This window comes from Ferviditalea candida, assembly GCF_035282765.1.
In the GTDB taxonomy this organism is placed as follows: Bacteria; Bacillota; Bacilli; order Paenibacillales; family KCTC-25726; genus Ferviditalea; species Ferviditalea candida.
The window spans coordinates 1-20,888 of sequence record NZ_JAYJLD010000005.1 but is presented as its reverse complement, the minus strand read 5'-3'; the positions used below and the strand labels follow the sequence as shown (position 1 = coordinate 20,888).

The window sequence follows — 20,888 nt, the reverse complement described above, 5'->3', positions numbered from 1 at the left end:
CCTCGCATCGGAAATCCCGCAAAGGAGGCTGAACTATGACCGCAAATCAACAAACAGATTCGACTGAGGCGGTAAATGCTCGGGAAATTGTCGGCGAGTTGGTGCGGAAAGCGCGCAAAGCGATGAATATTTTTATCCATTACGACCAGAGCCAGGTGGATGAAGTCGTTCAGGCGCTGGCATGGGCCATCTGCAAGCCGGGCAATGCGGAAGAGCTGGCCCGCGTTGCGGTGAGAGACACCGGACTGGGCAAATACGAGGACAAGGTCAATAAAAACCGCCGCAAAACGATGGGAACCCTGCGCGACCTGCTGGGAGCCAAATCGGTCGGCGTCATCCATGTCGATGAGGAAAAGGGCATCACCGAGATCGCCAAGCCGGTGGGAGTCGTCGCCGCCGTCGTCCCTTCGACCAATCCGGCGGCCACCCCGCTGAATAAAGCGATGATGGCGCTGAAGGGCCGAAATGCCATTATCTTTTCTCCTTCTCCCAAAGGCGCTACCACCTGCCAACTGCTGATTCAATATATCCATGAGGAATTGGCCAAAATCGGCGCCCCGCTCGACCTTGTCCAATCCCTTCCGGCCCCTGTGAACAAGGAGCTCTCCAATGAACTGATCCAGCAGTGCGATATTGTCACCGTGACCGGATCGGCCAATAACGTTCGCGCCGGACAGACGAGCGGAAAACCGAATTTGTGCGTAAGCGCGGGCAATGTCGTATCGGTGGTGGATGCCACGGCGAATTTGCAGGAGGCCGCCCACCGCATCTGCTTGAGCAAAATTTATGATTATGCCACCAGCTGTTCGAGCGATAACGCCGTCGTGATCGAGGAAGCTGTGTACGATGAAATGATCGGGGCGTTGAAAAAAGAAGGTGGATACCTGTGCAGCGCCGAGGAGAAAGCGCTTCTCGAGCAGGCCATGTGGCCCGACGGGAAGCGAAGCGGCAAGACTACCGCCAAAGCCCCGGAGGTCATCGCCGAGGCCGCCGGTCTGCAGAATCCCGCCGCCAAAGAAGCCTCCTTCTTCATGGTTGAAGAAACCGGCATCGGACCGGGCTATCCTTTCTCACGCGAGAAGCTGGCTGTCGTGCTTGCCGTTTATAAGGCCAAAGACTTCGACGACGCTTTGGATATTACCAAGCGCATTCTCAACTGCCAAGGCAGGGGCCATTCCTGCGGCCTGCACACAACGGACGAATCGCATATCGAAAGAATCGGACTGGAAATGGACGTATGTCGGCTGTTGATCAATCAAGCGCAGTGCTACGGGAACGGCGGCAATTTCAATAACGGCCTGAACTTTACCCTATCCATGGGAGGGGGCACTTGGGCAGGCAACAACATCGGCGAAAATTTGTCCTATAAGCATTTTATCAATATTACAAAGGTTTCCCGGGTGATTCCGGAAGTCATTCCGACCGAGGAGGATTTGTGGGGCAGCTACTTTGCCAAGTATGGCCGGTAATCGCCAAATTGATTGCTGTCCTGCGCATGCAGATCACTTTATGCTATCCGACAGCCATTTCGATCACTGCATCAACTGCCGTTCCTGATCGTCTATCCATTCAAGTCCGGGAGGAATTCATTTTATGAAATTATTCGAGTATCAGGCAAAAGAGCTTTTTGAAGAGAACCAGATTCCCGTTCCCCGAAGAAGGCTGATTCGCGAGGAGTCGGGGCTGCAGCAGGCGCTGGATGAAATCGGCTTCCCGTGTGTGATCAAAGCGCAGATTCTGGAAGGCGGCCGCGGCAAAGCAGGCTTGATTCAATTGGCCGCCTCAGGGGAAGAGGCGCATGCCAAAACAAAACAGATTTTTGCTTCTCCCAAAAAGGTCTCCAAGGTCCTCATTGAGGAAGCGGTCCATATCGCAAAGGAGCTTTATCTCTCCATCACGCTCGATCCCGTCGCGGGCTCGAGCGTGATTATGGCCTGCGCGGAAGGCGGCGTCGATATTGAGGAAATCGCCCGCAGCACACCGGATAAAATTATCAGGGAATCCGTCGATATCGCAAGAGGGCTTTCGCCTTTCCAGGCCAGAAATCTGATGTACGACTTGGGCCTCGACGGGCCGATCGTCAGTCAAGGCTCCAAGCTTCTGTTAAACCTGTATGGTCTGTTTCAACGCTATGACTGCGAACTTGTGGAGATCAATCCACTGATGATTACCAGTAAAGGAAACCTCGTCGCCGCCGACGGGAAAATCAGCTTGGACGACAATTCCTTATTCCGGCATGAACGGTTTGAATTAACCCGCGAATATTTTGACAGCGATGCTCAATATGAAGCGTCCCAAGAGGGAATCCCCTACCTGGAATTTGACGGGGACATCGGGCTGATGTGTGCAGGAGCCGGATTGACGAACACCGTATTCGATCTGATCCACTACTACGGTGGGACGGTCTCCAACTATCTGGAATTCGGCGGACCGAATTACCACAAGGCCGTGCAGGCGATGACGATCATGATGAAAAGCAATCCGAAGGTAATCCTGATCGTCACCTTCGGTACGATCGCCCGGGCGGACGTAATGGCCCAAGGTCTGGTCGATGCCGTCAAGCTGCTGAAGCCGGAGATCCCCATTGTCGCAGCTATCCGGGGAACCGGCGAGGAGGAGGCGCACCGGCTGCTGCGAAGCATCGGTCTGCAGTCGCTGGATGAGACCGAGGAAGCGGTCAAGCAGGCGATCGCGCTCGCCGGAGGTGTCGGAGTCAAATGAGCATTATTTTGAATTCTGCTACGCGCGTGCTGGTTCAAGGCATTACGGGAAAAGAGGGCCGTTTTTGGACCAAACATATGAAAGATTACGGCACTCATGTGGTCGCCGGCGTCACACCGGGAAAGGAAGGCGAAACCGTGGAAGGCGTTCCGGTTTTTCACACCGTGCGGCGGGCCGCGGCAAGCTTCAGGATCGATGCTTCGCTGCTGTTCGTTCCGCCCCGGTTTGCCAAGGACGCTTTGTTCGAAGCATTGGATGCCGGGATTAAAAAGGTCGTCATTCTCTGCGAGGGGATTCCCCTGCACGACACGCTGCAAATGAGAAAAGCCGCGCTGGAGGAAGGCGCCATGGTCATCGGCTCGAACACATCGGGCATCATTTCAACCGGCAAAGCGATGATGGGCTTCTTTCCCTATTGGCTGGATCGCGTATACCGCCCCGGCCGCATCGGCATTATGACGCGCAGCGGTTCCTTGACGAATGAGGTGACGGCCGAGGTGGTCAAAGCGGGCTTCGGCGCCTCCTCGCTGATTGGAATCGGCGGCGATCCCGTCCCGTTCACCCGATTTGCGGAGGTGCTGCCGTTATTTCAGGCCGATCCGGATACGGATGCGGTCGTCATCATCGGTGAACTGGGCGGGACGATGGAAGAGGAAGTCGCGGAGGCCATCGAGCGCAAGGTGTTCACGAAGCCACTGGTCGCGTTCCTCGGCGGACGAACGGCGCCCAAGGGGAAGAAAATGGGCCATGCCGGAGCCATCATCACCGCCGGCAAGGGAACCGTCGAGGATAAAATCGCCGCCCTGACCAAGGCGGGCGCCCTTGTCGCCGACCGGCCCAGCCAAGTCGGAAGGCTGCTGCAGAGTGTGCTGCAGGCCGTTGAATAGCACAAATTGCTCCGAGGCTCATATATCTACGCCTCAGCGGGCTGCGGAGGGATTGAGAGGATTGCGTTGTGCAGCGGTCGAAACGGGCGGGTTAGAACCGCTGTTTGCACCGCAACCGTCAGTAATGCGAACCGCCGCGTCACATGGATGCGGCGGTTCGTTATGCTGATGTTATCTCAGGAAGAAGCATTGGCATTCAAGCCGGCGGACAGCTTGACAAAATACGCGAGAGAATCGGGGTTGCTCATGGAGTCCTTGTTGACGGCTTTCTCCATGGGATGTCCCAGGAGGATGCGGCGGATCGGAACCTCCATTTTTTTGCCGTTCAGAGTCCGCGGGATTTGCGGGACCTCATGAATTTCATCGGGCAGATAACGAGGGGAGACCTCGCTGCGGATGCGCTGCTTGATTTTATTCTTCAGCGCTTCGTCCAGAACTGCACCTTTGGCCGGCACGACAAAAATCAACAGCATCGGCTGCCGGTCCAGCATCTCCAAATCGATGACGAGACTGTCCGCAACCTCCTCCAGTCCCTCGACAGCCTGATAGATTTCACTTGTTCCCATCCGCACCCCATTTCGGTTGATGGTGGAATCCGATCGGCCGTATATGATGCAACCGCCTCCATCCGTTATTTTGATCCAATCGCCGTGCCTCCAAATGCCCGGATACATCTCAAAATAGCTTTCCTTGTACCGGATCCCGTCCGGATCATTCCAAAGATACAACGGCATGGACGGCATCGGCGCGGTGATCACCAATTCGCCGACTTCACCGGTCAGCGAATGTCCTTGCTCGTCGTAAGCCTCCACTTTGGCGCCTAATGCCCTGCACTGAATTTCCCCCGCCCGGACGGGAAGCACCGGACTGCCTCCGACGAAAGCCGTGCAAAGGTCCGTACCGCCGCTCGCCGATGCCAGCAGCAAGTCATCCTTGACAGACCGATAGACCCAGCCGAACCCATCCGTCGTCAATGGTGAGCCGGTAGACCCTATGCCCTTCAGCTTGGAAAGGTCGTACTGATTCCCCGGTTCGATGCCGGATTTCATGCAAGCATTGATATACCCTGCGCTCGTACCGAAAAACGTCATGCCCGATTGCTCGGCAAGCTGCCAAAGCACATCAATGGAAGGATAAGCCGGACTGCCGTCATAGATGACGATGGTCGCCCCCACGAGCAAGCCGCCGATCAGAAAATTCCACATCATCCAACCGGTTGTGGTAAACCAGAAAAACCGCTCCCCTTCCGTGATGTTGCACTGCAGTAAAAGCGCTTTCACATGTTCCAACAGAATCCCGCCCTGCCCTTGTACAATGGGCTTCGGCAATCCGGTTGTCCCCGATGAATACAGGATCCACAAAGGATGATCGAAAGGAAGCTGTTCAAAAGTCAACGGTTCGGGTTCATGTTCCTGCACCAGCTCCTCCCACAGCAGCGTGTCCCCCTTCAATTCGTCCGGCATAGCTTGCCGTTCCACCAAATAAGGAACCAAAACCGTTTTTTGCAGCGAAGGCAGCGCATCCTGCAGCTCACGGACAGCGTCGATTCTATCGAATTTTTTCCCGTTATATGAGTATCCGTCGACCGCAAACAGGACCTTCGGTTGAATTTGCTGAAATCGGCTGACGACACTGGGCGTTCCAAAATCCGGCGAACAGCTGGACCATATCGCCCCGATGCTCGCACACGCCAAAAATGCGGAAATCGCCTCCGGTATATTCGGCATATACGCGACGACGCGATCGCCCGGCTTCACGCCCAGCTTTTTCAACGTATGCGCTACAGCTTCAGTTTGTTTCCGCAGGGTACCCCACGAGATTTCTGTATAAGGCCGATGCTCCGATTGAAACAGGATCGCCGGCTGATCGTTGCGGCTGTGGCGAAAAACATGCTCCGCGTAATTCAGCCTTGCTCCCGGAAACCATACAGCCCCGGGCATAGTTCGGCTCTTCAGGACCGATGTGTAAGGCCGCGAAGCCCCGATTCCGTAGAATTCCCAGATCGATCCCCAGAAATCTTCCAAATTTTCGACCGACCATTTCCATAAAGACTCATAATCTGCAAATGAAAGGCCGTATTTTTGCTCCACCCATCGCATGTACCGGTGTAAAGCAGTGTCCTGTATCTGCGACTCGGAAGGCTCCCACAACAATGTTCCCTCAGGTATAGAAACCATAGCCACCTCTCCCTGTTTTTCCATTTCAATCTTGAGAGCTTTAAAAAATTGTAACAATTATTCTGTTAATTTTCAATCAAACGCAGGTTAAATATGAATCAAATATTATGTATTGACTATTATGACAATTTGCTATTAAATAGTTCCCATATAAAGAAATTAATTCTCTATAGTTAGAATTTGTTGGCCGCAGCCCATTTTTTCGAAGGGAGTTTTGCAAGCATGTCCAACTTGCAGGAAGTTCAATTCATCGTTGTCGGTGGAGGAATCGGCGGTCTCACGGCAGCGCTGGGCATTGCCGAAACGGGACGCTCCGTCCATGTCCTGGAACAGGCGCCGGAATTCGGCGAGGTCGGGGCGGGTATTCAGCTTGCGCCAAACGCCACCTCGGTATTGTCCAGATTCGGAGTGATGGACAAAATATCCGAATTTGCGGTGTTTCCAAAACGGCTTGTCATGATGGACGCCATAACCGGAAACGAGCTCAGCGCTCTCGAATTAGGCGAGGCTTTTCTTGAGAAATACGGTTACCCGTACATTGTCCTTCATCGTTCCGATCTTCATAAAGTGCTGCTTGACGCATGCAGGGCCAGTGACAAGATTACTCTATTGACGAACCAATCCGTGGAAAATGTTGAGGATCTCGGCGATAAGGCCCGCGTCACCCTGGCCGATGGAACATCTTGCACAGCTGACGCCGTAATCGGCGCTGACGGACTGTGGTCAAAGACGCGCAGGATGTTCAGCGATGATGAACCTGTCTGTTCCCAATATGTTGCCTATCGCGGCACGATCCCGATGACCGAAATGATGGCCCAAACCCAAACGAACATGGACGACGTTATCATGTGGATCGCGCCTTATCTTCATCTGGTCCAGTATCCCGTGCGCCGCGGAGAGCTGTACAATCAGGTGGTTGTATTCAAAAGCTTCCGATATAAGAAGGACTCCGACGACTGGGGAACTCCGGACGAGATTGACGAGCATTTCGGCAAGTGCTGTCAACCCGTGCGCCATGCCGTGTCCTTTATTTCGCGCCAGCGGCGTTGGCCGATGTACGACCGCGAGCCGATCGGCAACTGGTCGTCGGGACGCGTTGCGCTGCTCGGAGACGCTGCCCATGCCATGCTGCAATATTTGGCCCAAGGCGGCTGTCAGGCGTTGGAGGACGCTGCCTGTCTGACCAATTCGCTTCACGAGCACGGCGACGACCTCGCAAAGGTGTTTGCCAGCTATCAGCAGGATCGCATTCCGCGCGCAACCAGCGTGCAGGTCAAAGGACGCATTTGGGGAAATATCCTGCATACCGAGGATCCGATCGCCATTCTGCTGCGCAATTCAATCATGCTGCAGCGCAGCCCGCAGGACACCAACCATGTGGATTGGCTGTATTCCCGCAGATATAACCGGCCGGCTCAATGAACCGCAAATCTGTATAAAATCAGGGTAAAATAAAATCAGGGAAAGGAAATTCGTTGAATTTGGCGGCGAATCCCCTTTCCCTTTTGATATTTATGTTATTAAACAAAACGACAAAAAAACGACGTTCGAAAAGAAGGGCGGTAAGAGCAAAGGATCGCACTGCAGCAATCCGCGTTCCGGGATAAGCATTCAAGAACAAATATATTTATTTTCTTAATTCGCTTTTTAATTCATTCTTCACTTCGCGAAATTTGATTTCCTCTTCGATCAGGAGAATAAAATCATCATCGACTTCGGAATCAAGGGCGCGGATATCTTCAAGCAGCTGTTTCAGATCCGTATCCTCAAGATTCATCAAGGGTCTGGCTAACTGGCTAAACATTGCGAACCACCTTTGTTCAGAGAAAATGAAAACACACAAAATATATTATATATACCCACACCGAAAATAACTGTCGAAATTTGAGAACAAAAAATATATTTTTTTAATATATTTTGTTAAAATTGGGAGTATGAAAATATTCATTAATTCATATCTTACTCATTCGGCACATCACCCGCTGTGAGATTTATCACACTAATTAATAATCATCACTATATCGAGAAATTAACATTATATAATTTACCATTATTTTGATTTCACCACAAGAATGAACAAGATAGAATTTGTTAACATTTTTGGAACAAGGGGAAAAAACCAAAATAAGTGCAAAAAGCAAAAAGCCCTTGCAGCGCAAGGACTATTCATGTGATGCGGTCGGAGAGACTCGAACTCTAACGGGCTGCCGCCCACTGCTCGTCTCAAAGCAGTGGGCTAGTCTGTTTTGATCAAATCAGGTTATGGAGTTATCCGAAACCTGTTCATCCGGAGTTACATATTTTTGTTGACCCGCCCCAATGCCAAAAATGACGACGAGGACAGATACCGCAATTAGAATGATTTCCGGAATCAACCATTGATGAGTAAGATCGTAGATAAACCCGAACAGGATTGGACCAACGGCGGAAAGCAAATATCCGACGGATTGAGCCATGCCTGACAATTCAGCCGCTTGCAGCGCATTGCGCGTGCGCAGACTGAACAACAAAAGCGCCAGACTGATCGCGCTGCCTCCGCCTATGCCAAGAAAAAACATCCATAAAAGAACGAGTCCGACTCCGCCGATCGTCAGACCGACAAATCCGGTTAAAAGCAATAGGCCGATAATCGCGCCGAGAAGCCTTTGATCGGATGCGCGCACCGCTAAAATCGGCATAACAAATGCGGAAGGAATCGCCGAGAATTGAAGGATGGACAGCATCCATCCGCTCTCAGAAATACTTAGGCCTTGTTCCTGCAGCATTTCCGGCAGCCATGCAGCAATCACGTAAAATAGGAGAGACTGAAGGCCCATGAATAGGGTAACCTGCCAGGCTATTGACGACTTCCACAATTGTGCGGAAAATAAAGAAGCGGTTCCGGCAAAAGACACAGCCGGTTTCCGTTTATTCCGAAGCAGCGGCAGCAATATGAAAATCGCTGCAACGGACAGAATGGCCCAGCTCACGAGCGATCCCCGCCAGCCCAGATCCGCTTTCAATGCCAGTGGGATACTGATGCCAAAGCCCAAAGCGGCCGATAAGTTCAGCATGAACGAAAAAATACCGGTCATCAATCCGGAACGTTCCGGAAAATCCCGTTTAATCAGACTGGGCAGCAGCACATTGCTAAGCGCTATGGCAATGCCCATCATGGATGTTCCAAGCAGCAAACCGGGGATTGTCGGGATATACCGCACCAGAATTCCCATTGTGAGAAGAATCATGCCCAAAAACAAAGTACGTTCGATCCCGATCCGGCGCGCGATTATTGGGGCCAATGGTGAAATGAGCGCGAAAGCCGTTAAAGGAATCGTGGTCAACAGCCCTGCCAACGTTCCTGAAATGCCGGTACCCTCGCGAATCAAACCGATCAAAGGACCGACAGAAGTGATCGGCGCTCTTAGATTTGCCGCTATGAAAATAATGACAAATACAGTAAACAAAATGCCGGTCGTCGAGGGGATTGCTAATCTGGATTTGGTTGTTTCAACATTTTTACTCATTGATGCATGAATTCCTCTCTCTTGTTTTCCCAAAACGCAAGCTGATCTATCTGAGAAGGCCGATTCTTAATAATAGAATCTTTACGTTTATTTAGTCAATCGCTTATTGGGGAGAAGATATTGTGTAAAAAGCAAAAAGCCCTTGATACACAAGGACTTTTGGTCGGGCATAGGGTTACTACCTCCGGGAATAACCCACCCGCTCCATGCTCCATTTTGTCGGCCCCTTCGATCAAAGTTAATCAACTTCGGCTATTACATCAATTTCTACCAATATGTTAGCCAATTGACTCCCTACAGTTGTTCTTACTGGATAAGGCTCTGTGAAAAATTCTTTATAGACAGAATTAAAATCGTCAAAATATTTTAAATCGGATAAATGTGCGGTGACCTTGACGACATCATCCATTGTTGCCCCGCCGGCTTCAAGAATATGCTGAATGTTCAATAAAACTTGTCTGGTCTGCTCTTTTATCGTTGTTGGAGTTTCGCCGGTTGCGGCATTTAATGGTCCCTGTCCTGCCACATAAATGCGGTTGCCTTTTTTAATTCCTTGAGAGTAAGGACCTGCCGCCGATGGTGCCAAGGTTGTTCTGATTTGTTGTTTCATTCTTATTCATCTCCAATTCAAATTTATTATTATTTATTTTTCAATCACTGAACGAAGGAAGCTCTGTGTTCTAGCCTCTTTGGGGGATTTAAAAATTTCCTCGGGGCTGCCCTGTTCAATAATCATGCCATCCGCCATAACAATTACCCGGTCAGCCACTTCCCGGGCGAAATTCATTTCATGAGTGACTACGATCATCGTCATGCCTTCTTTTGCAAGAGTTTTCATGACTGACAATACTTCCCCCACCAGCTCGGGATCCAGTGCCGATGTGGGTTCGTCAAAAAGCATTGCCTTTGGACTCATGGCCAGAGCCCTGGCTATAGCGATTCTCTGTTGTTGGCCGCCTGAAAGTTGAGTTGGATAGCTGTACTTTTTATCCTCCAGCCCTACTTTTTTGAGCAGATCATGAACCACCTTTTCTGTGCTTTCTTTGGTCATTTTAAGTGAATTTATCGGTCCTATTGCGATATTTTCGTAAACATTTAAGTGAGGGAATAAATTGAATTGCTGAAAAACCATTCCCACGGATTTCCTCATATTGCGAATCGTTGATTTTTTATCGCTTAAAATCTGGCCGTCAATGTACACTTCGCCGCTGTCGACATTTTCCAATTTATTAATGCAGCGCAAAACTGTGCTTTTCCCGGAGCCGCTCGGGCCGATAATGACCACTACCTCGCCTTTTTGAACCTCTAGCGTTATATCTTTAAGAACCGTATTTTCCCCGAAAGATTTTCGTATATTTTTCAGTAAAATCATGCGTGCTTATTTCTCCCTTCTATCCAATCCACCAATAACGAAAGAGGATAAGAGATAATAAAATACATAACGGAAATTACAAAATAAATTTCGAATGGTTTGGCGGTAATATTAATAATCATTTGTCCTTCTTTCACAACTTCCATGTAACCGATAATGGAGGCAACCGAGGTATCCTTGATAAGTCCAATGTAAAAGCCCATTAATGGAGGAAGAGACACTTTTAAGGTTTGGGGCAAAATAATTTTTTGCATCATTTGACGATAGGTCAATCCGAGCGATTGCGATGCTTCAAATTGGCCTTTTGGGATGGATTCGATTCCGGAACGGATAATTTCCGCAATATAAGCTCCTCCATATAGGGTAAACACCAGAAGTGTTGCCGCAAAAATACTTATATCTATTCCCAAATACGGCAACCCGTAAAAGACCATAAATAGTTGAATCAATAATGGCGATCCCCGAAAAATCTCGATATATAATTTGGTCGGATATTTTAATATAGCCCATTTGCTTGTCTGGGACAAGCCTGCGACAAATCCCAAAAGCGTCCCAGTAATAATGGCCAAAATGGAGAGTTCGATGGTAACGGCAAAGCCATTCAATAATAACGTCTTATAAGCCCAAGCTGCACTAAAATCCACTGTCGTCCCTCCTATTTTATATTAGGGTAAAACTTATGGTTCACCCATCTCAAGACAGTAGATGAAAGAATAGAAATGACGTAATACATTAAAGTGACGAATACGAAAATCTCCATCGTTCTGAATGTTTCAGAATTTAAAATGGAGGCTCTTTGTGTCAGTTCCCTTACATCCAATATGGACAGCAAACTGGTTCCGAAGAGGATCATAATAAATTGATTGGACAAGGACGGAAAAATATTTCGCAAAGCCAGCGGAAAAACGATTAACCGAAACATTTGAAAATGGGAAAGTCCGATTGAAGCGGCCGCTTCCCATTGCCCCTTATGAATAGATTGAATCCCGGCGCGAATAATTTCGGCGATATAAGCCGAATTGTTGACGGTTAGCGCGAGAACGCCTGCCGTTATCGGCGAAAGATGAATATCAAATTGCGGCAGACCGAAATAAACAATAAAGATTTGAACAAGCACGGGTGTATTTCGGATGAATTCAACATAAACAGTGGCCAATATAAATATCAGATTTTTTCTTCTTTTGAATCTTGCCAAAGCCAGTAATGTTCCAAATAAAACAGACAAGAGAAAAACCAAAACCGCAATCCATAACGAGGTGAATGCACCCATGATAAAATCGCCGATGTGAATTATGGGAGTTCCCCAGTCAAAAAACATTCATGTCACCCCTCAATAAATCCGCCTGCTTTTCAGCAGGCGGAAATGATACGAAAAATTACGGGCCGGTCCACTTATGAAGCGCGACAAATCAATATTGCGGATTTAATTTGAACGGCAGTTCGGCGCCAAACCATTTTTGGTATAGCTCTTTATTCAATCCATTGTTATTCATGTTGAATACGAACAGATTCAAATAATTCAACCAATCTTGATCGCCCTTTTTAACACCGAAAGCGTTGTATTCAAGCGGAACAAAAGAATCTCCCACCACTTCCAAATCAGGATTTAGCTTTGCCTGATATTGTTCGAAATTGCTGTCTTCGATAAACGCATCCGCCTGGCCATTTTTTACTGCGAGCACTGCGTCAGCGGAAGTGGCGAAGTAAGCAATTTCAGCATCCGGAGCATATTTTTTTACGATGTCCGCATTTGTGGAGCCTTTGGTTACAGCTGCTTTTTTACCGGAGAGATCCTTAATTTCTTTAATAGAGCTTCCTTTTTTCACAAGCAATCTTTCGCCGGCAACGATATACGGATCGGTAAAGTCAACTTTTTGCGCGCGTTCCAGAGTGCGTGTAAAATTTCCTATTACGATATCCACTTTGCCCGTTTCCAGGCTAGGTATACGGGCATCTGCAGTTACATCCACGATCGTCAGCTCTGCACCCAGACTCTTCGCTACCTCTTTTGCCATATCGACATCGTATCCTTGGGGATTGCCTTTTTCATCCTTAAAACCGAATGGAGGAAACGACAAGATAACGCCGGCTGTCATTTTTTTGCTTTGGATTACTTTTTGCAGCGTGGAAACGGATTGATTTCCGCTGTTTGAAGCAGTATCTTTTGAACATCCCATTACAGTAAACAGAGCAATGACCAATAATGATAAAGCAACGGATTTTAATTTCATAAATGAAGGCCTCCCTATTTTTTGAAATTGTGCTTCTCTATTTGTTTTTGCCTCTTGCTTCAACAGGAATGACTTCGACGATTTGATCGCCGCGAACCCCTATATATTCGTCGGTAAGATTGGCAACAACACACGCATGGTTGGGAATAATCGTTAAACGTTGTCCAACAGACAATTGAATGGATGGATCAAACCTTAAAAAGCCATGTTCCTCATTTAATTTGTAAATTTCAATTTCAGGATATTCGATAATATAACCGTATCCTTTACGAAATTGAGCGGTATCGGTTGTTAATGTCTTGGATCCGGCGTCAATAATCGCTCTTCCGGGGGACGGAGTACTGACAACGGTAGCTATAACGCGCAAAGCACATTCATCAATAGATGCCATTCCGGTAGATAATTGGGATACATCGTGAAAAATATAATTACCCGCCCGGATTTCCGTAACTCCCTTCAACTCTGAAGCAAACTTTGACGAAATGGAAGAACCGGCGCTGATTTCCCGAACAAAAATCCCGGATTCTCTCAAAAGCTCAACTGTATTTTTGAGATTATCCGCTTCCTCCTTTGCAACTCTTCGAATATCATCGATATTTTTTTCATTATAGATTTGGCCCGCATATGTAAGGATACCGATAATTTCGACGCCTTGTAAGCGTTTTACTTGCTGGGCGAAGTTAACTGTATCTTCCCCGGGTTGTCTGCCGCAACGCAAATTGCCGCCTTCAACCTCAATATACACGGGGATAGGTTGCCCCAATTTCAAACCCACCTCAGATATGCCTTGTGCCACTTCGATACTATCGATACATGTCGAAACTTTAATTTTTTGCGCCAATTGATAAAGACGCTCCAACTTTTCTTCACCAATTATCGGAAAAGCGACAAGAATATCATCGAATCCGGCTTCGGCCATTACCTCCGCTTCACCAAGTTTAGCGCATGTAATTCCAACGGCGCCCGCTTGCTTTTGTTTATTGGCAAAATATACCGACTTGTGCGTTTTAATATGGGGGCGATGCTTTATTCCCGCCTTTTTGGCTATTTCAGACATGTTTTGAATATTTTTATCCACGATGTTCAAATCTACGATTACAGAAGGACTCGGTATTTGATTGAGCAATATGTTCACCCCCTTTCAATGCTTTCTTAAATGATCGAAACAAGCTTAAATGATCGAATCCTTATTCTCGCTTCTGACTTGCTGCGCACGAATCTCATCCAAATAGTTGTATAATGTAAATTTGGAGATATCGAAGAACTGGCAGACTTTATCTCCAGCCTTTTTAATGAGAAAAGCACCTTTTCTATCAAGATAGTGGATGGCTTTCATTTTTTCTTCTTTAGACATATAAGATACTGGTTTTCCGATATCATTTTGGCATTCTTGCAAAAGGAAATCCAAAAGTTCATTCACATCACTGACAAAAGCCTCTTTTACTTCTTGATCCAAACTATGCATAGTGATTGATTTAATCGTATTTTCGGCTATTAATAAATCCGTAATATCCAAATTAATACAAATGGCGCCGATTGTTTCTTTCTTGCTGTTTTTTAAGTAAATGGTAGTAGACCTTAATATTTTCCCATCCCTGGTTTGTGTAATGTAATTATATCTATCGCCATTCTCAATAGTACCTCGCAGCACTTCCAAACCAAGATTGCTGCCGCAATCTCCAATTTTCCTTCCGGTAATGTAACCGTTTTCTATTGCCACAATCGTGCTTTCATAATCCCCTGATAAATCATGTAAGACAACTTCACATTTATCGCCAAATTGAGCCGCCATTCCATGAATTAGAGAAGTTAAAAATTCCAATTCATCTTTAACGTTTTCCAACAAAATCATCTCTTTTCAAATATTAAAATTTTTTTTAATATCTAAATAAAATTAATTATAATAATATACAGTATTAAGAAAATAGTCAATCTATACTTTGTGAGTTTATTCCATGTTCGCCGTCGCCTGTCGCCCTTCCGATATCGCCTCATCAATGTCCATGGCAAATTTACCGGAATTTGGCTGTTTGCGGAAAGATGTCTGGAAAATTCCACCCTTCCACCTGGGCAAGTTCTTCTGAAGATGAAATGGGAATTGCCCCTATTTCCCCTGTATCTGAAGCGGCTCCTTATTAAGATCAAGGATGACGATGCTGTCTACTCCAAAAATTTTGGCGGCCTGAAGCACGAACAGACCGATCTGTCGCTGTGCGGAGCCTGACAAGCAATCTCTGCATTCCCCGCAGGATACGAGCGGATTGCCGTAACTCTGTCTCCGATTTTTAAACCTGTGACTTGGCTGCCGATCTGCTCGACTGTCCCGGAGAATTCATGTCCCATTATAAGGGGGGAAACCGCAGGATCACCTTCTTTCAAATCATGCCGATCAAAGCGGTTGTGAAGGCCGGACAGAGTATGTGACTGTCGCGGAAATGCAGGATTTCTTTTTTAAAACCGAGTGCGTCCCGGCTTTTACTGCATCGGCCAAATCCGTAGGATAGCCGGAGCTCGGCTCGATCACGGCTACATAGTGGGCTTTCCAGCCCCCAAGCGGCATAAACAGCCACATATGCGGAAAGACATCCAAAGGAAAATCGACTTGAAGGGATTCCCCCGCATTCGTATCTTCCAGAATAAACCGCCCCTCGGGGAGATCAGTGATATAATAAGACTCCAAACCTCCGTTTGCTTCCGGAACTTGCGACAAATCCAAACCGATGTCCCTTCCCGGCCAAATAAACAAAGGTGTCCCTTTCGCAACCCTTCCTTTGATTTCATTCTCCACTATGACCCTTCCGGCAGGAAAATGTAACTTATGCGCGGGACTGATTCGGAAAGCGGGATGCAGCACCCACAAAAAGGGAAAATCCTCCTCCGACCGGTTGGTCAATTTGCTCTCGATCGTCATTCTGTTCTCTTCCAGATAAATATGTTTTTCAAACTCGCACGGATATGCCCGCAAGCCCAGCTTCATCCTTATCGACCAGCCGTGTACCCCTTTCTCCATGCTGTATTCCCACTCCCGGGACCAAAGCTCGCCATGATCGGGAAGAGCAACTCCGTTAATCAAAGTCGGATAATCATTCGGAAATAATTCATCAATTCCGCCGTAGAAAAGATCGTCATAGGCCGCTCCCGCCGTTACCACTGGAATTTCCGGCAGCTGTTGATTTTGCCATAGCCATTCCTTATCTCCGCTTCGAAAGCTGGCAATTTTTCCTCCGAATTTCGGATATATGGTGATTGTCAGGGAGTCATTAAACAATTGAATACCGCCATCTGACTGCTCTGAAAAAGAGACCAAACCATTTCCCCCTATGAAGTGGAGTTTATTTGAAGTGGAGTTTATTCAGGATGATTGGGCAAATATTGCCCCACTTCCAAGTAATTTGCATGGTACTTGGCTATCTTCCATGGGTATGCTTGACAACCTGAAGACCTTCCAAATCGGCCAATTCACATAACATATGAAATTTCCGCATAGTCCCTACCCAGTATCACACTCAGAAGTTCATCTTCTGTTTTTCGGTCAATTCCTGTTTTCAAATAAAATACGGAATACCCTTTATCCAGACCGTCACGGCATTGTCGTTCCATTTCTTCCACGGATGAATGCGATAAATAATAAAAATAATTCACCGAAACTCTCATTGCGCCGCCAAAGAATTTATATACAGGCTGCCCGGCCTCTTTGCCACACAAATCCCATAAAGCCTGATCAATCCCCACAAAAGCAAATTGAGCCGTCATCGGTCGAAAATCCCAAAGCCCCTTCTTCATATAATCGTTATATATTGCATCCAATTGCCATGGATCTTTTCCAATTACATATGGCTTTGCAGAAAGAACGGCCTGTTCAACAGATTTGACGTCGGCTCCGCTGCAGCTTTCCCCCCAACCAACCAAACCGTTATCCGCCGTTAATTTGACGATAACATCCGTAACTCCCAGCCGGTTGACACGTGAGCTTTTTTCGGTATGACTGTATGGAATGCTGACAATGAATGTTTCCATATTCGTAATCTTCAAGGATGATCTCCTCACACGATAAAGTATTCAAAACTTCGGATATTTTAACCTCAAGCCTTTTTCACCCACATCAACAGCATTGACGGAAAAGCCTCCGAGATTGGCAAAAAACAACCTGGTTGAACCCGGCTCAAACGCTACATTCGCAGGCCGATTCATGCGGTCGGCATAAGGATCAATAAATCTCAGAATATTGGAAGCGGAACTTTGAATGACATAAAGATTTTTCTCCTCGGCATCAATTGCCATGCCATTCGGGAAATGCAGATGCCCTCCATACAAATGTTCTGTTGCGCCATCCGGACGCACCACAACAATGCGGCCCTCTGCACGATAGAAATCCCCGCCTGAATCGGAATAATATAAGTTCCCTTTATTATCAAATACGGGGTAATTCGGATATTTTGCCGGAAATTCTTTTGTGCCGGAGGAATATACGGACACTTTTTCGTCAGGTGTAATTTCCGTCTACACATAATCCGCCGATTCTCCCACCGGTATTTGCCAGAATCACTTTATCCCGTTCACTTGTAAATTTAAACAGCTGCCCTGCTTCTCCACCCGCATATCCCGCTCCATCAGGACCGAAGTTTACGCATTCCGGGTGATCCAGATCACTAACGATGATTTCAACGTTATAGATATTAAAAAGCGATTTTTTTATCATTCACATTCCCGTCTTTCGTTTTATTTTCCGATACCTGCTGTCAGTCCTCTGATGAAGAACCGTTGCCCGAACAAATAAAGCAGTAAAATCGGAAGCAGGGATAAAAACGAGCTGGCCATAATCAACGGTTGATTGGTGTTGTATCTTCCTTGAAACATGCTGATGCCGGCCATAATCGTGCGCTTGCTCTCATCCTGCAAAAACACAAGCGCGATCAGCAGCTCATTCCAAACCCACAATGAATTTACGATCACGAGCGTGACAAATGCCGGAGCCGCCAAGGGAATCACAATCCGCCAAAAGGCGCCGAATCTCGAACAGCCGTCTATTTGAGCCGCTTGAAAAAGCTCGCTGGGGATTTCCCTGAAAAAACTGGTCAGCAAATAGACAGAGAACGGAATCATCAGGCCGGTATAAAAAATAATAGCGGATGTCAGGGTATTGATGAGCTGCACTTTAACCATCACAAAAAACATAGGAATAATCAAAATCACGGGAGGAACGACCATTAACGCTATGCAAAGCTTTAACAGCGTTTGCCTGCCGATGAATTTCCCCCATGCAATGGCATAAGCGGCCAATGCGGATATCAGGGTAGTCAGGAATACGGAAACCACTGTCAAAACAATCGTATTGGAAAACCAGACGCCCAAATGGACTTTGGTCAGGGCATCGGAAAAATTTTGAAACGTAATACTGTGAGGAAAACCGGTGGAATTCGCCGTGTACTCCTTTCCGGTTTTTAAACTGGTGATCAATAAAAAGTACAGCGGATATAAAGAAGATATTGTCATGAGAACCATAATCGCCTGTTTCACCAATGTTCCGAACAATCTTGCCATTAAGACTCTCCCCTTTGTTCCATATTGCCGCTGCGAATTCGGAAATAAACAAAAATTAAAACGACGGTTATGATCAACAAAATAGTGGCCACCGCAGAAGCGGAACCATATGAACGGAAGAAAAAGGCATTCCGCCAAATATAAATTTCCAATACGCTGGAACTGTTCCCCGGACCGCCGGCTGTAAGTACATAAACATAATTGAATACCCAGCTCAGCATATTGATTGCTTCCGTTATGGCGAAGAATTCAATGACCCCTTTGAGCTGGGGGATTGTCACCAGCCACTGCTTCTGCCACCAATTGACGCCGTCAAGTTCAGCCGCCTCAAAAACCTCTGAAGGCAAATTGATCATCTGCGCAAAAAACAGAACAACGCCAAATCCGATCTGCTGATAAAGGATGACACTCATTACGGACGGAACAACCAAGTGCGAGTTGCCCAGCCAGTCAAGCGCAATCGCATCCAAGCCAATCGCTCTTAAACTCGTGTTCAATACACCGTTAAACTGATACAGATAGCTGAAAGTAATGCCGATAACCGTGGCGGAAACGATATACGGCAAAAATACGACCGACCGGTAAAATTTCCAGCCTTTCACCGCTTCATACAACAAAATGGCCAGGAGCATGGCGATGACGATCATGATGGGCACGCTAATCAAAAGAAAAACGTTATTCCGAATAGAAATCCAAAATACAGGATCTTGAAAAATCGCTTTGTAATTTGCCAAACCTACATATATCAGCCGGTTCATGTTTCCGGCATAAAAGCTGTATCGGATTACAGATACAAGCGGGTATCCGAATACGCCAACTATCACGATAATCATCGGAGCAACATACAGGTACCATCTTAGACCCCAATCAAGACGGGGTCCAAGATGGTTTTGAGTTTTTAATTCAGGTGAAGTATGGTTTGTGATGGCTTTCATTCATAATTCTCCAATCGTTATTTGCTCCAGTTCTTGAAGTTTTCCAATTCATCCGGATGCTGGCTTCTCCATTGCTTTAATACCGTATCCCAAAGTTTCACAACATCCTGAGGGTTCCCTGATTTGGAGGTAATCATTTGCCCGCCGGCAATATCGGCATTCCCATCGACCATCGGCGGCAAATAGTTTTCCGGCCAAACCTGTGTGCCCTGGGTATCCCAATTGAACAGCTTCTGAATTTCTTTGTCATTGATCAAACCGGTATCAAATCGGTCGTCGGCGGGAAAAGCCCCTGTGCTCGTATAGAAATCGGAAATACTTTCCTTGCTGTGCAGATAGGCCAGAAAATCCGCGGCCTCTTGCTTATGCTTTGACCAGGAAGTGATGAAATAGGATGACGATTGGGTGGCATTATAAGATTCCGCCAGTTTTCCCGTCCCGAATATCGGCGTTTGCATCGCGCCAATATGCGCGTCTCCGCCCATTGATTTGAGCCATGAGATAAAGTTTCCGTCCGTCGTCCAGGACATCGCAACCTTGCCGGAAGGGAAAAGCTTCCATCCGTTGTTCAGGTCAAGCGATGAAATATCGTCATTGAAATAGCCCTTATCGACAAGTTCGGCCAGCTTTGCATACCATCCCGTATATTTCGGATCCGTGATATCCATTTTCCCGATAACAGCTTGCTTCAGATCTTCCATGGAGTCCAAATTTTGCTTGCCAAAGTTTGAAAACATCCATGCGCCCGCATAACCGTCCTTATTCCCCATGCCGATCGGAGTAATTCCTTTGGCTTTTAAAGCCTCGCAAGCTTTTAAGAATTCATCCCATGTTTTCGGAGGATTTTCGGGATCTAGGCCGGCTTGTTTAAACAGATCCTTATTGTAGGCCAGCGGAACGCCGATCAAATAAATGGGAGCGGCCCATACCTTCCCCTCATATGTATTTTCGGAAGTATTGACCCAATGCTTGATTTCATCCGCCGGCACATAATCGCTGATCGGCGCAACATAACCTCCCCATACTTGGGTCAAAACCGGAATGGTCGCCCAAAGCGTTGCAATATCCGGGCCGCTATTAGTGGCGGCTGTAGCTTGAAATGCGCCGGTAAGCGTATCGGTATTTTGTTTGACTACATGGATCGCGATATTCGGATTCTTTGTTTGATAATTATCGATTTGCTTTTGCATCCACTGGTCAAAGCCGGGAATATCGCTTTCCCCCCAAGTCCAAAACGTCAGTTCCACTTTTTCTCCCGACGATTTGCCGCTATTCGCATCGGAACTTGCCGCGGTTTCGGCCGGCGCGTTCGTCTGGGATTGCTTTGGGCTTCCTCCCGAATTGCAAGCGGTTGCAAAAATTGTTAACAAGATAAGAAAAATCGCAGTTATTCTCAGCCTCTTGGCCATAGAATTCAACCTCCCACTATAAAGTAATGTTTTCGCCTGTTTTCTCGCTTATTCTCATGATTTCAACTTTGACAATTTGAGAGGTACTGGTGGAGAATGTAGTCTGCAC

24 protein-coding genes are annotated in these 20,888 nt (G+C 47.2%); 6 read left to right on the top strand and 18 right to left on the bottom strand.

Features of this window, described 5'->3' with window-relative positions:
- The first annotated feature begins 35 nt into the window (after nt 1-35).
- Genes sauS through sucD form a run of 4 tightly spaced genes read left to right on the top strand, consistent with a single transcriptional unit; the run spans nt 36 to nt 3,608 of the window.
- Nucleotides 36-1,469 carry an acylating sulfoacetaldehyde dehydrogenase gene (gene sauS / locus VF724_RS04755; RefSeq protein ID WP_371753078.1) on the top strand — a complete coding sequence of 478 codons (1,434 nt, stop codon included), beginning with the start codon at nt 36-38 and terminating at the stop codon, nt 1,467-1,469.
- Nucleotides 1,436-1,597, top strand: coding sequence for a hypothetical protein (locus tag VF724_RS04750; protein ID WP_371753077.1), 162 nt, complete (start codon nt 1,436-1,438; stop codon nt 1,595-1,597). The genes sauS and VF724_RS04750 overlap by 34 nt, the downstream gene beginning before the upstream one ends.
- The gene (locus tag VF724_RS04745; RefSeq protein WP_371753076.1) at nt 1,594-2,721 is read left to right on the top strand and encodes a succinate--CoA ligase subunit beta; all 1,128 of its coding nucleotides are present in this window, start codon (nt 1,594-1,596) and stop codon (nt 2,719-2,721) included. The genes VF724_RS04750 and VF724_RS04745 overlap by 4 nt, the downstream gene beginning before the upstream one ends.
- Nucleotides 2,718-3,608 (top strand): succinate--CoA ligase subunit alpha, encoded by an 891-nt coding sequence (gene sucD / locus VF724_RS04740; RefSeq protein WP_371753075.1) that lies wholly within the window; start codon nt 2,718-2,720, stop codon nt 3,606-3,608. Before VF724_RS04745 ends, sucD begins: the two co-directional genes overlap by 4 nt.
- Before the next feature lie 176 nt (nt 3,609-3,784).
- Here the strand turns inward: sucD and VF724_RS04735 are convergent, their stop codons facing one another.
- Nucleotides 3,785-5,785: an acetoacetate--CoA ligase gene (locus VF724_RS04735; RefSeq protein WP_371753074.1), complete on the bottom strand. Its 2,001-nt coding sequence runs from the start codon at nt 5,783-5,785 to the stop codon at nt 3,785-3,787.
- Between the two features lie 222 nt (nt 5,786-6,007).
- Here VF724_RS04735 and VF724_RS04730 point away from each other — a divergent pair, with 222 nt between their 5' ends.
- Entirely contained in the window at nt 6,008-7,207 is a 1,200-nt protein-coding gene (locus VF724_RS04730; RefSeq protein ID WP_371753073.1) for an FAD-dependent monooxygenase, read from the top strand.
- A gap of 205 nt (nt 7,208-7,412) precedes the next feature.
- Here the strand turns inward: VF724_RS04730 and VF724_RS04725 are convergent, their stop codons facing one another.
- From VF724_RS04725 to VF724_RS04685, 9 genes are all read right to left on the bottom strand, one after another.
- On the bottom strand, nt 7,413-7,589 hold the full coding sequence (locus tag VF724_RS04725; protein WP_371753072.1) for a hypothetical protein: 177 nt from the start codon (nt 7,587-7,589) through the stop codon (nt 7,413-7,415).
- A gap of 451 nt (nt 7,590-8,040) precedes the next feature.
- Complete coding sequence (locus tag VF724_RS04720) at nt 8,041-9,291, bottom strand: CynX/NimT family MFS transporter (protein WP_371753071.1); 1,251 nt, start codon at nt 9,289-9,291, stop codon at nt 8,041-8,043.
- A 238-nt stretch (nt 9,292-9,529) separates the two neighbouring features.
- Nucleotides 9,530-9,901, bottom strand: coding sequence for a RidA family protein (locus VF724_RS04715; protein WP_371753070.1), 372 nt, complete (start codon nt 9,899-9,901; stop codon nt 9,530-9,532).
- A gap of 33 nt (nt 9,902-9,934) precedes the next feature.
- On the bottom strand, nt 9,935-10,663 hold the full coding sequence (locus VF724_RS04710; RefSeq protein WP_371753069.1) for an amino acid ABC transporter ATP-binding protein: 729 nt from the start codon (nt 10,661-10,663) through the stop codon (nt 9,935-9,937).
- The gene (locus VF724_RS04705) at nt 10,660-11,307 is read right to left on the bottom strand and encodes an amino acid ABC transporter permease (protein WP_371753068.1); all 648 of its coding nucleotides are present in this window, start codon (nt 11,305-11,307) and stop codon (nt 10,660-10,662) included. Before VF724_RS04705 ends, VF724_RS04710 begins: the two co-directional genes overlap by 4 nt.
- 11 nt (nt 11,308-11,318) lie before the next feature.
- Complete coding sequence (locus tag VF724_RS04700; protein WP_371753067.1) at nt 11,319-11,981, bottom strand: amino acid ABC transporter permease; 663 nt, start codon at nt 11,979-11,981, stop codon at nt 11,319-11,321.
- 91 nt (nt 11,982-12,072) lie between these two features.
- The gene (locus VF724_RS04695; protein ID WP_371753066.1) at nt 12,073-12,894 is read right to left on the bottom strand and encodes an ABC transporter substrate-binding protein; all 822 of its coding nucleotides are present in this window, start codon (nt 12,892-12,894) and stop codon (nt 12,073-12,075) included.
- Nucleotides 12,895-12,931: 37 nt separating this feature from the next.
- A complete protein-coding gene (locus tag VF724_RS04690; protein WP_371753065.1) occupies nt 12,932-14,020 on the bottom strand; it encodes a D-TA family PLP-dependent enzyme in 1,089 nt (362 codons plus the stop codon).
- Nucleotides 14,021-14,065: 45 nt separating this feature from the next.
- Nucleotides 14,066-14,737, bottom strand: a complete 672-nt coding sequence (locus VF724_RS04685) for a helix-turn-helix transcriptional regulator (RefSeq protein ID WP_371753064.1) — start codon at nt 14,735-14,737, stop codon at nt 14,066-14,068.
- Nucleotides 14,738-14,980: 243 nt separating this feature from the next.
- Here VF724_RS04685 and VF724_RS04680 point away from each other — a divergent pair, with 243 nt between their 5' ends.
- Complete coding sequence (locus tag VF724_RS04680; RefSeq protein WP_371753233.1) at nt 14,981-15,118, top strand: hypothetical protein; 138 nt, start codon at nt 14,981-14,983, stop codon at nt 15,116-15,118.
- Here VF724_RS04680 and VF724_RS04675 read toward each other — a convergent pair.
- The 8 genes from VF724_RS04675 to VF724_RS04640 form a co-directional block, all read right to left on the bottom strand.
- Nucleotides 15,055-15,273: an alcohol dehydrogenase catalytic domain-containing protein gene (locus VF724_RS04675; RefSeq protein ID WP_371753063.1), complete on the bottom strand. Its 219-nt coding sequence runs from the start codon at nt 15,271-15,273 to the stop codon at nt 15,055-15,057. The two genes, VF724_RS04680 and VF724_RS04675, sit on opposite strands and share 64 nt — an antisense overlap.
- 10 nt (nt 15,274-15,283) lie before the next feature.
- Nucleotides 15,284-16,201, bottom strand: a complete 918-nt coding sequence (locus VF724_RS04670) for an aldose epimerase family protein (protein WP_371753062.1) — start codon at nt 16,199-16,201, stop codon at nt 15,284-15,286.
- 152 nt (nt 16,202-16,353) lie between these two features.
- A complete protein-coding gene (locus tag VF724_RS04665) occupies nt 16,354-16,911 on the bottom strand; it encodes a hypothetical protein (RefSeq protein WP_371753227.1) in 558 nt (185 codons plus the stop codon).
- Nucleotides 16,912-16,953: 42 nt separating this feature from the next.
- Nucleotides 16,954-17,370, bottom strand: coding sequence for an SMP-30/gluconolactonase/LRE family protein (locus VF724_RS04660; RefSeq protein ID WP_371753061.1), 417 nt, complete (start codon nt 17,368-17,370; stop codon nt 16,954-16,956).
- 7 nt (nt 17,371-17,377) lie between these two features.
- Nucleotides 17,378-17,593: a hypothetical protein gene (locus tag VF724_RS04655; RefSeq protein ID WP_371753060.1), complete on the bottom strand. Its 216-nt coding sequence runs from the start codon at nt 17,591-17,593 to the stop codon at nt 17,378-17,380.
- A 20-nt stretch (nt 17,594-17,613) separates the two neighbouring features.
- Nucleotides 17,614-18,435 carry a carbohydrate ABC transporter permease gene (locus VF724_RS04650; protein WP_371753059.1) on the bottom strand — a complete coding sequence of 274 codons (822 nt, stop codon included), beginning with the start codon at nt 18,433-18,435 and terminating at the stop codon, nt 17,614-17,616.
- Nucleotides 18,435-19,370 (bottom strand): carbohydrate ABC transporter permease, encoded by a 936-nt coding sequence (locus VF724_RS04645; protein WP_371753058.1) that lies wholly within the window; start codon nt 19,368-19,370, stop codon nt 18,435-18,437. Before VF724_RS04645 ends, VF724_RS04650 begins: the two co-directional genes overlap by 1 nt.
- 17 nt (nt 19,371-19,387) lie before the next feature.
- Nucleotides 19,388-20,779 (bottom strand): ABC transporter substrate-binding protein, encoded by a 1,392-nt coding sequence (locus VF724_RS04640; protein WP_371753057.1) that lies wholly within the window; start codon nt 20,777-20,779, stop codon nt 19,388-19,390.
- Nucleotides 20,780-20,888: the final 109 nt, after the last annotated feature.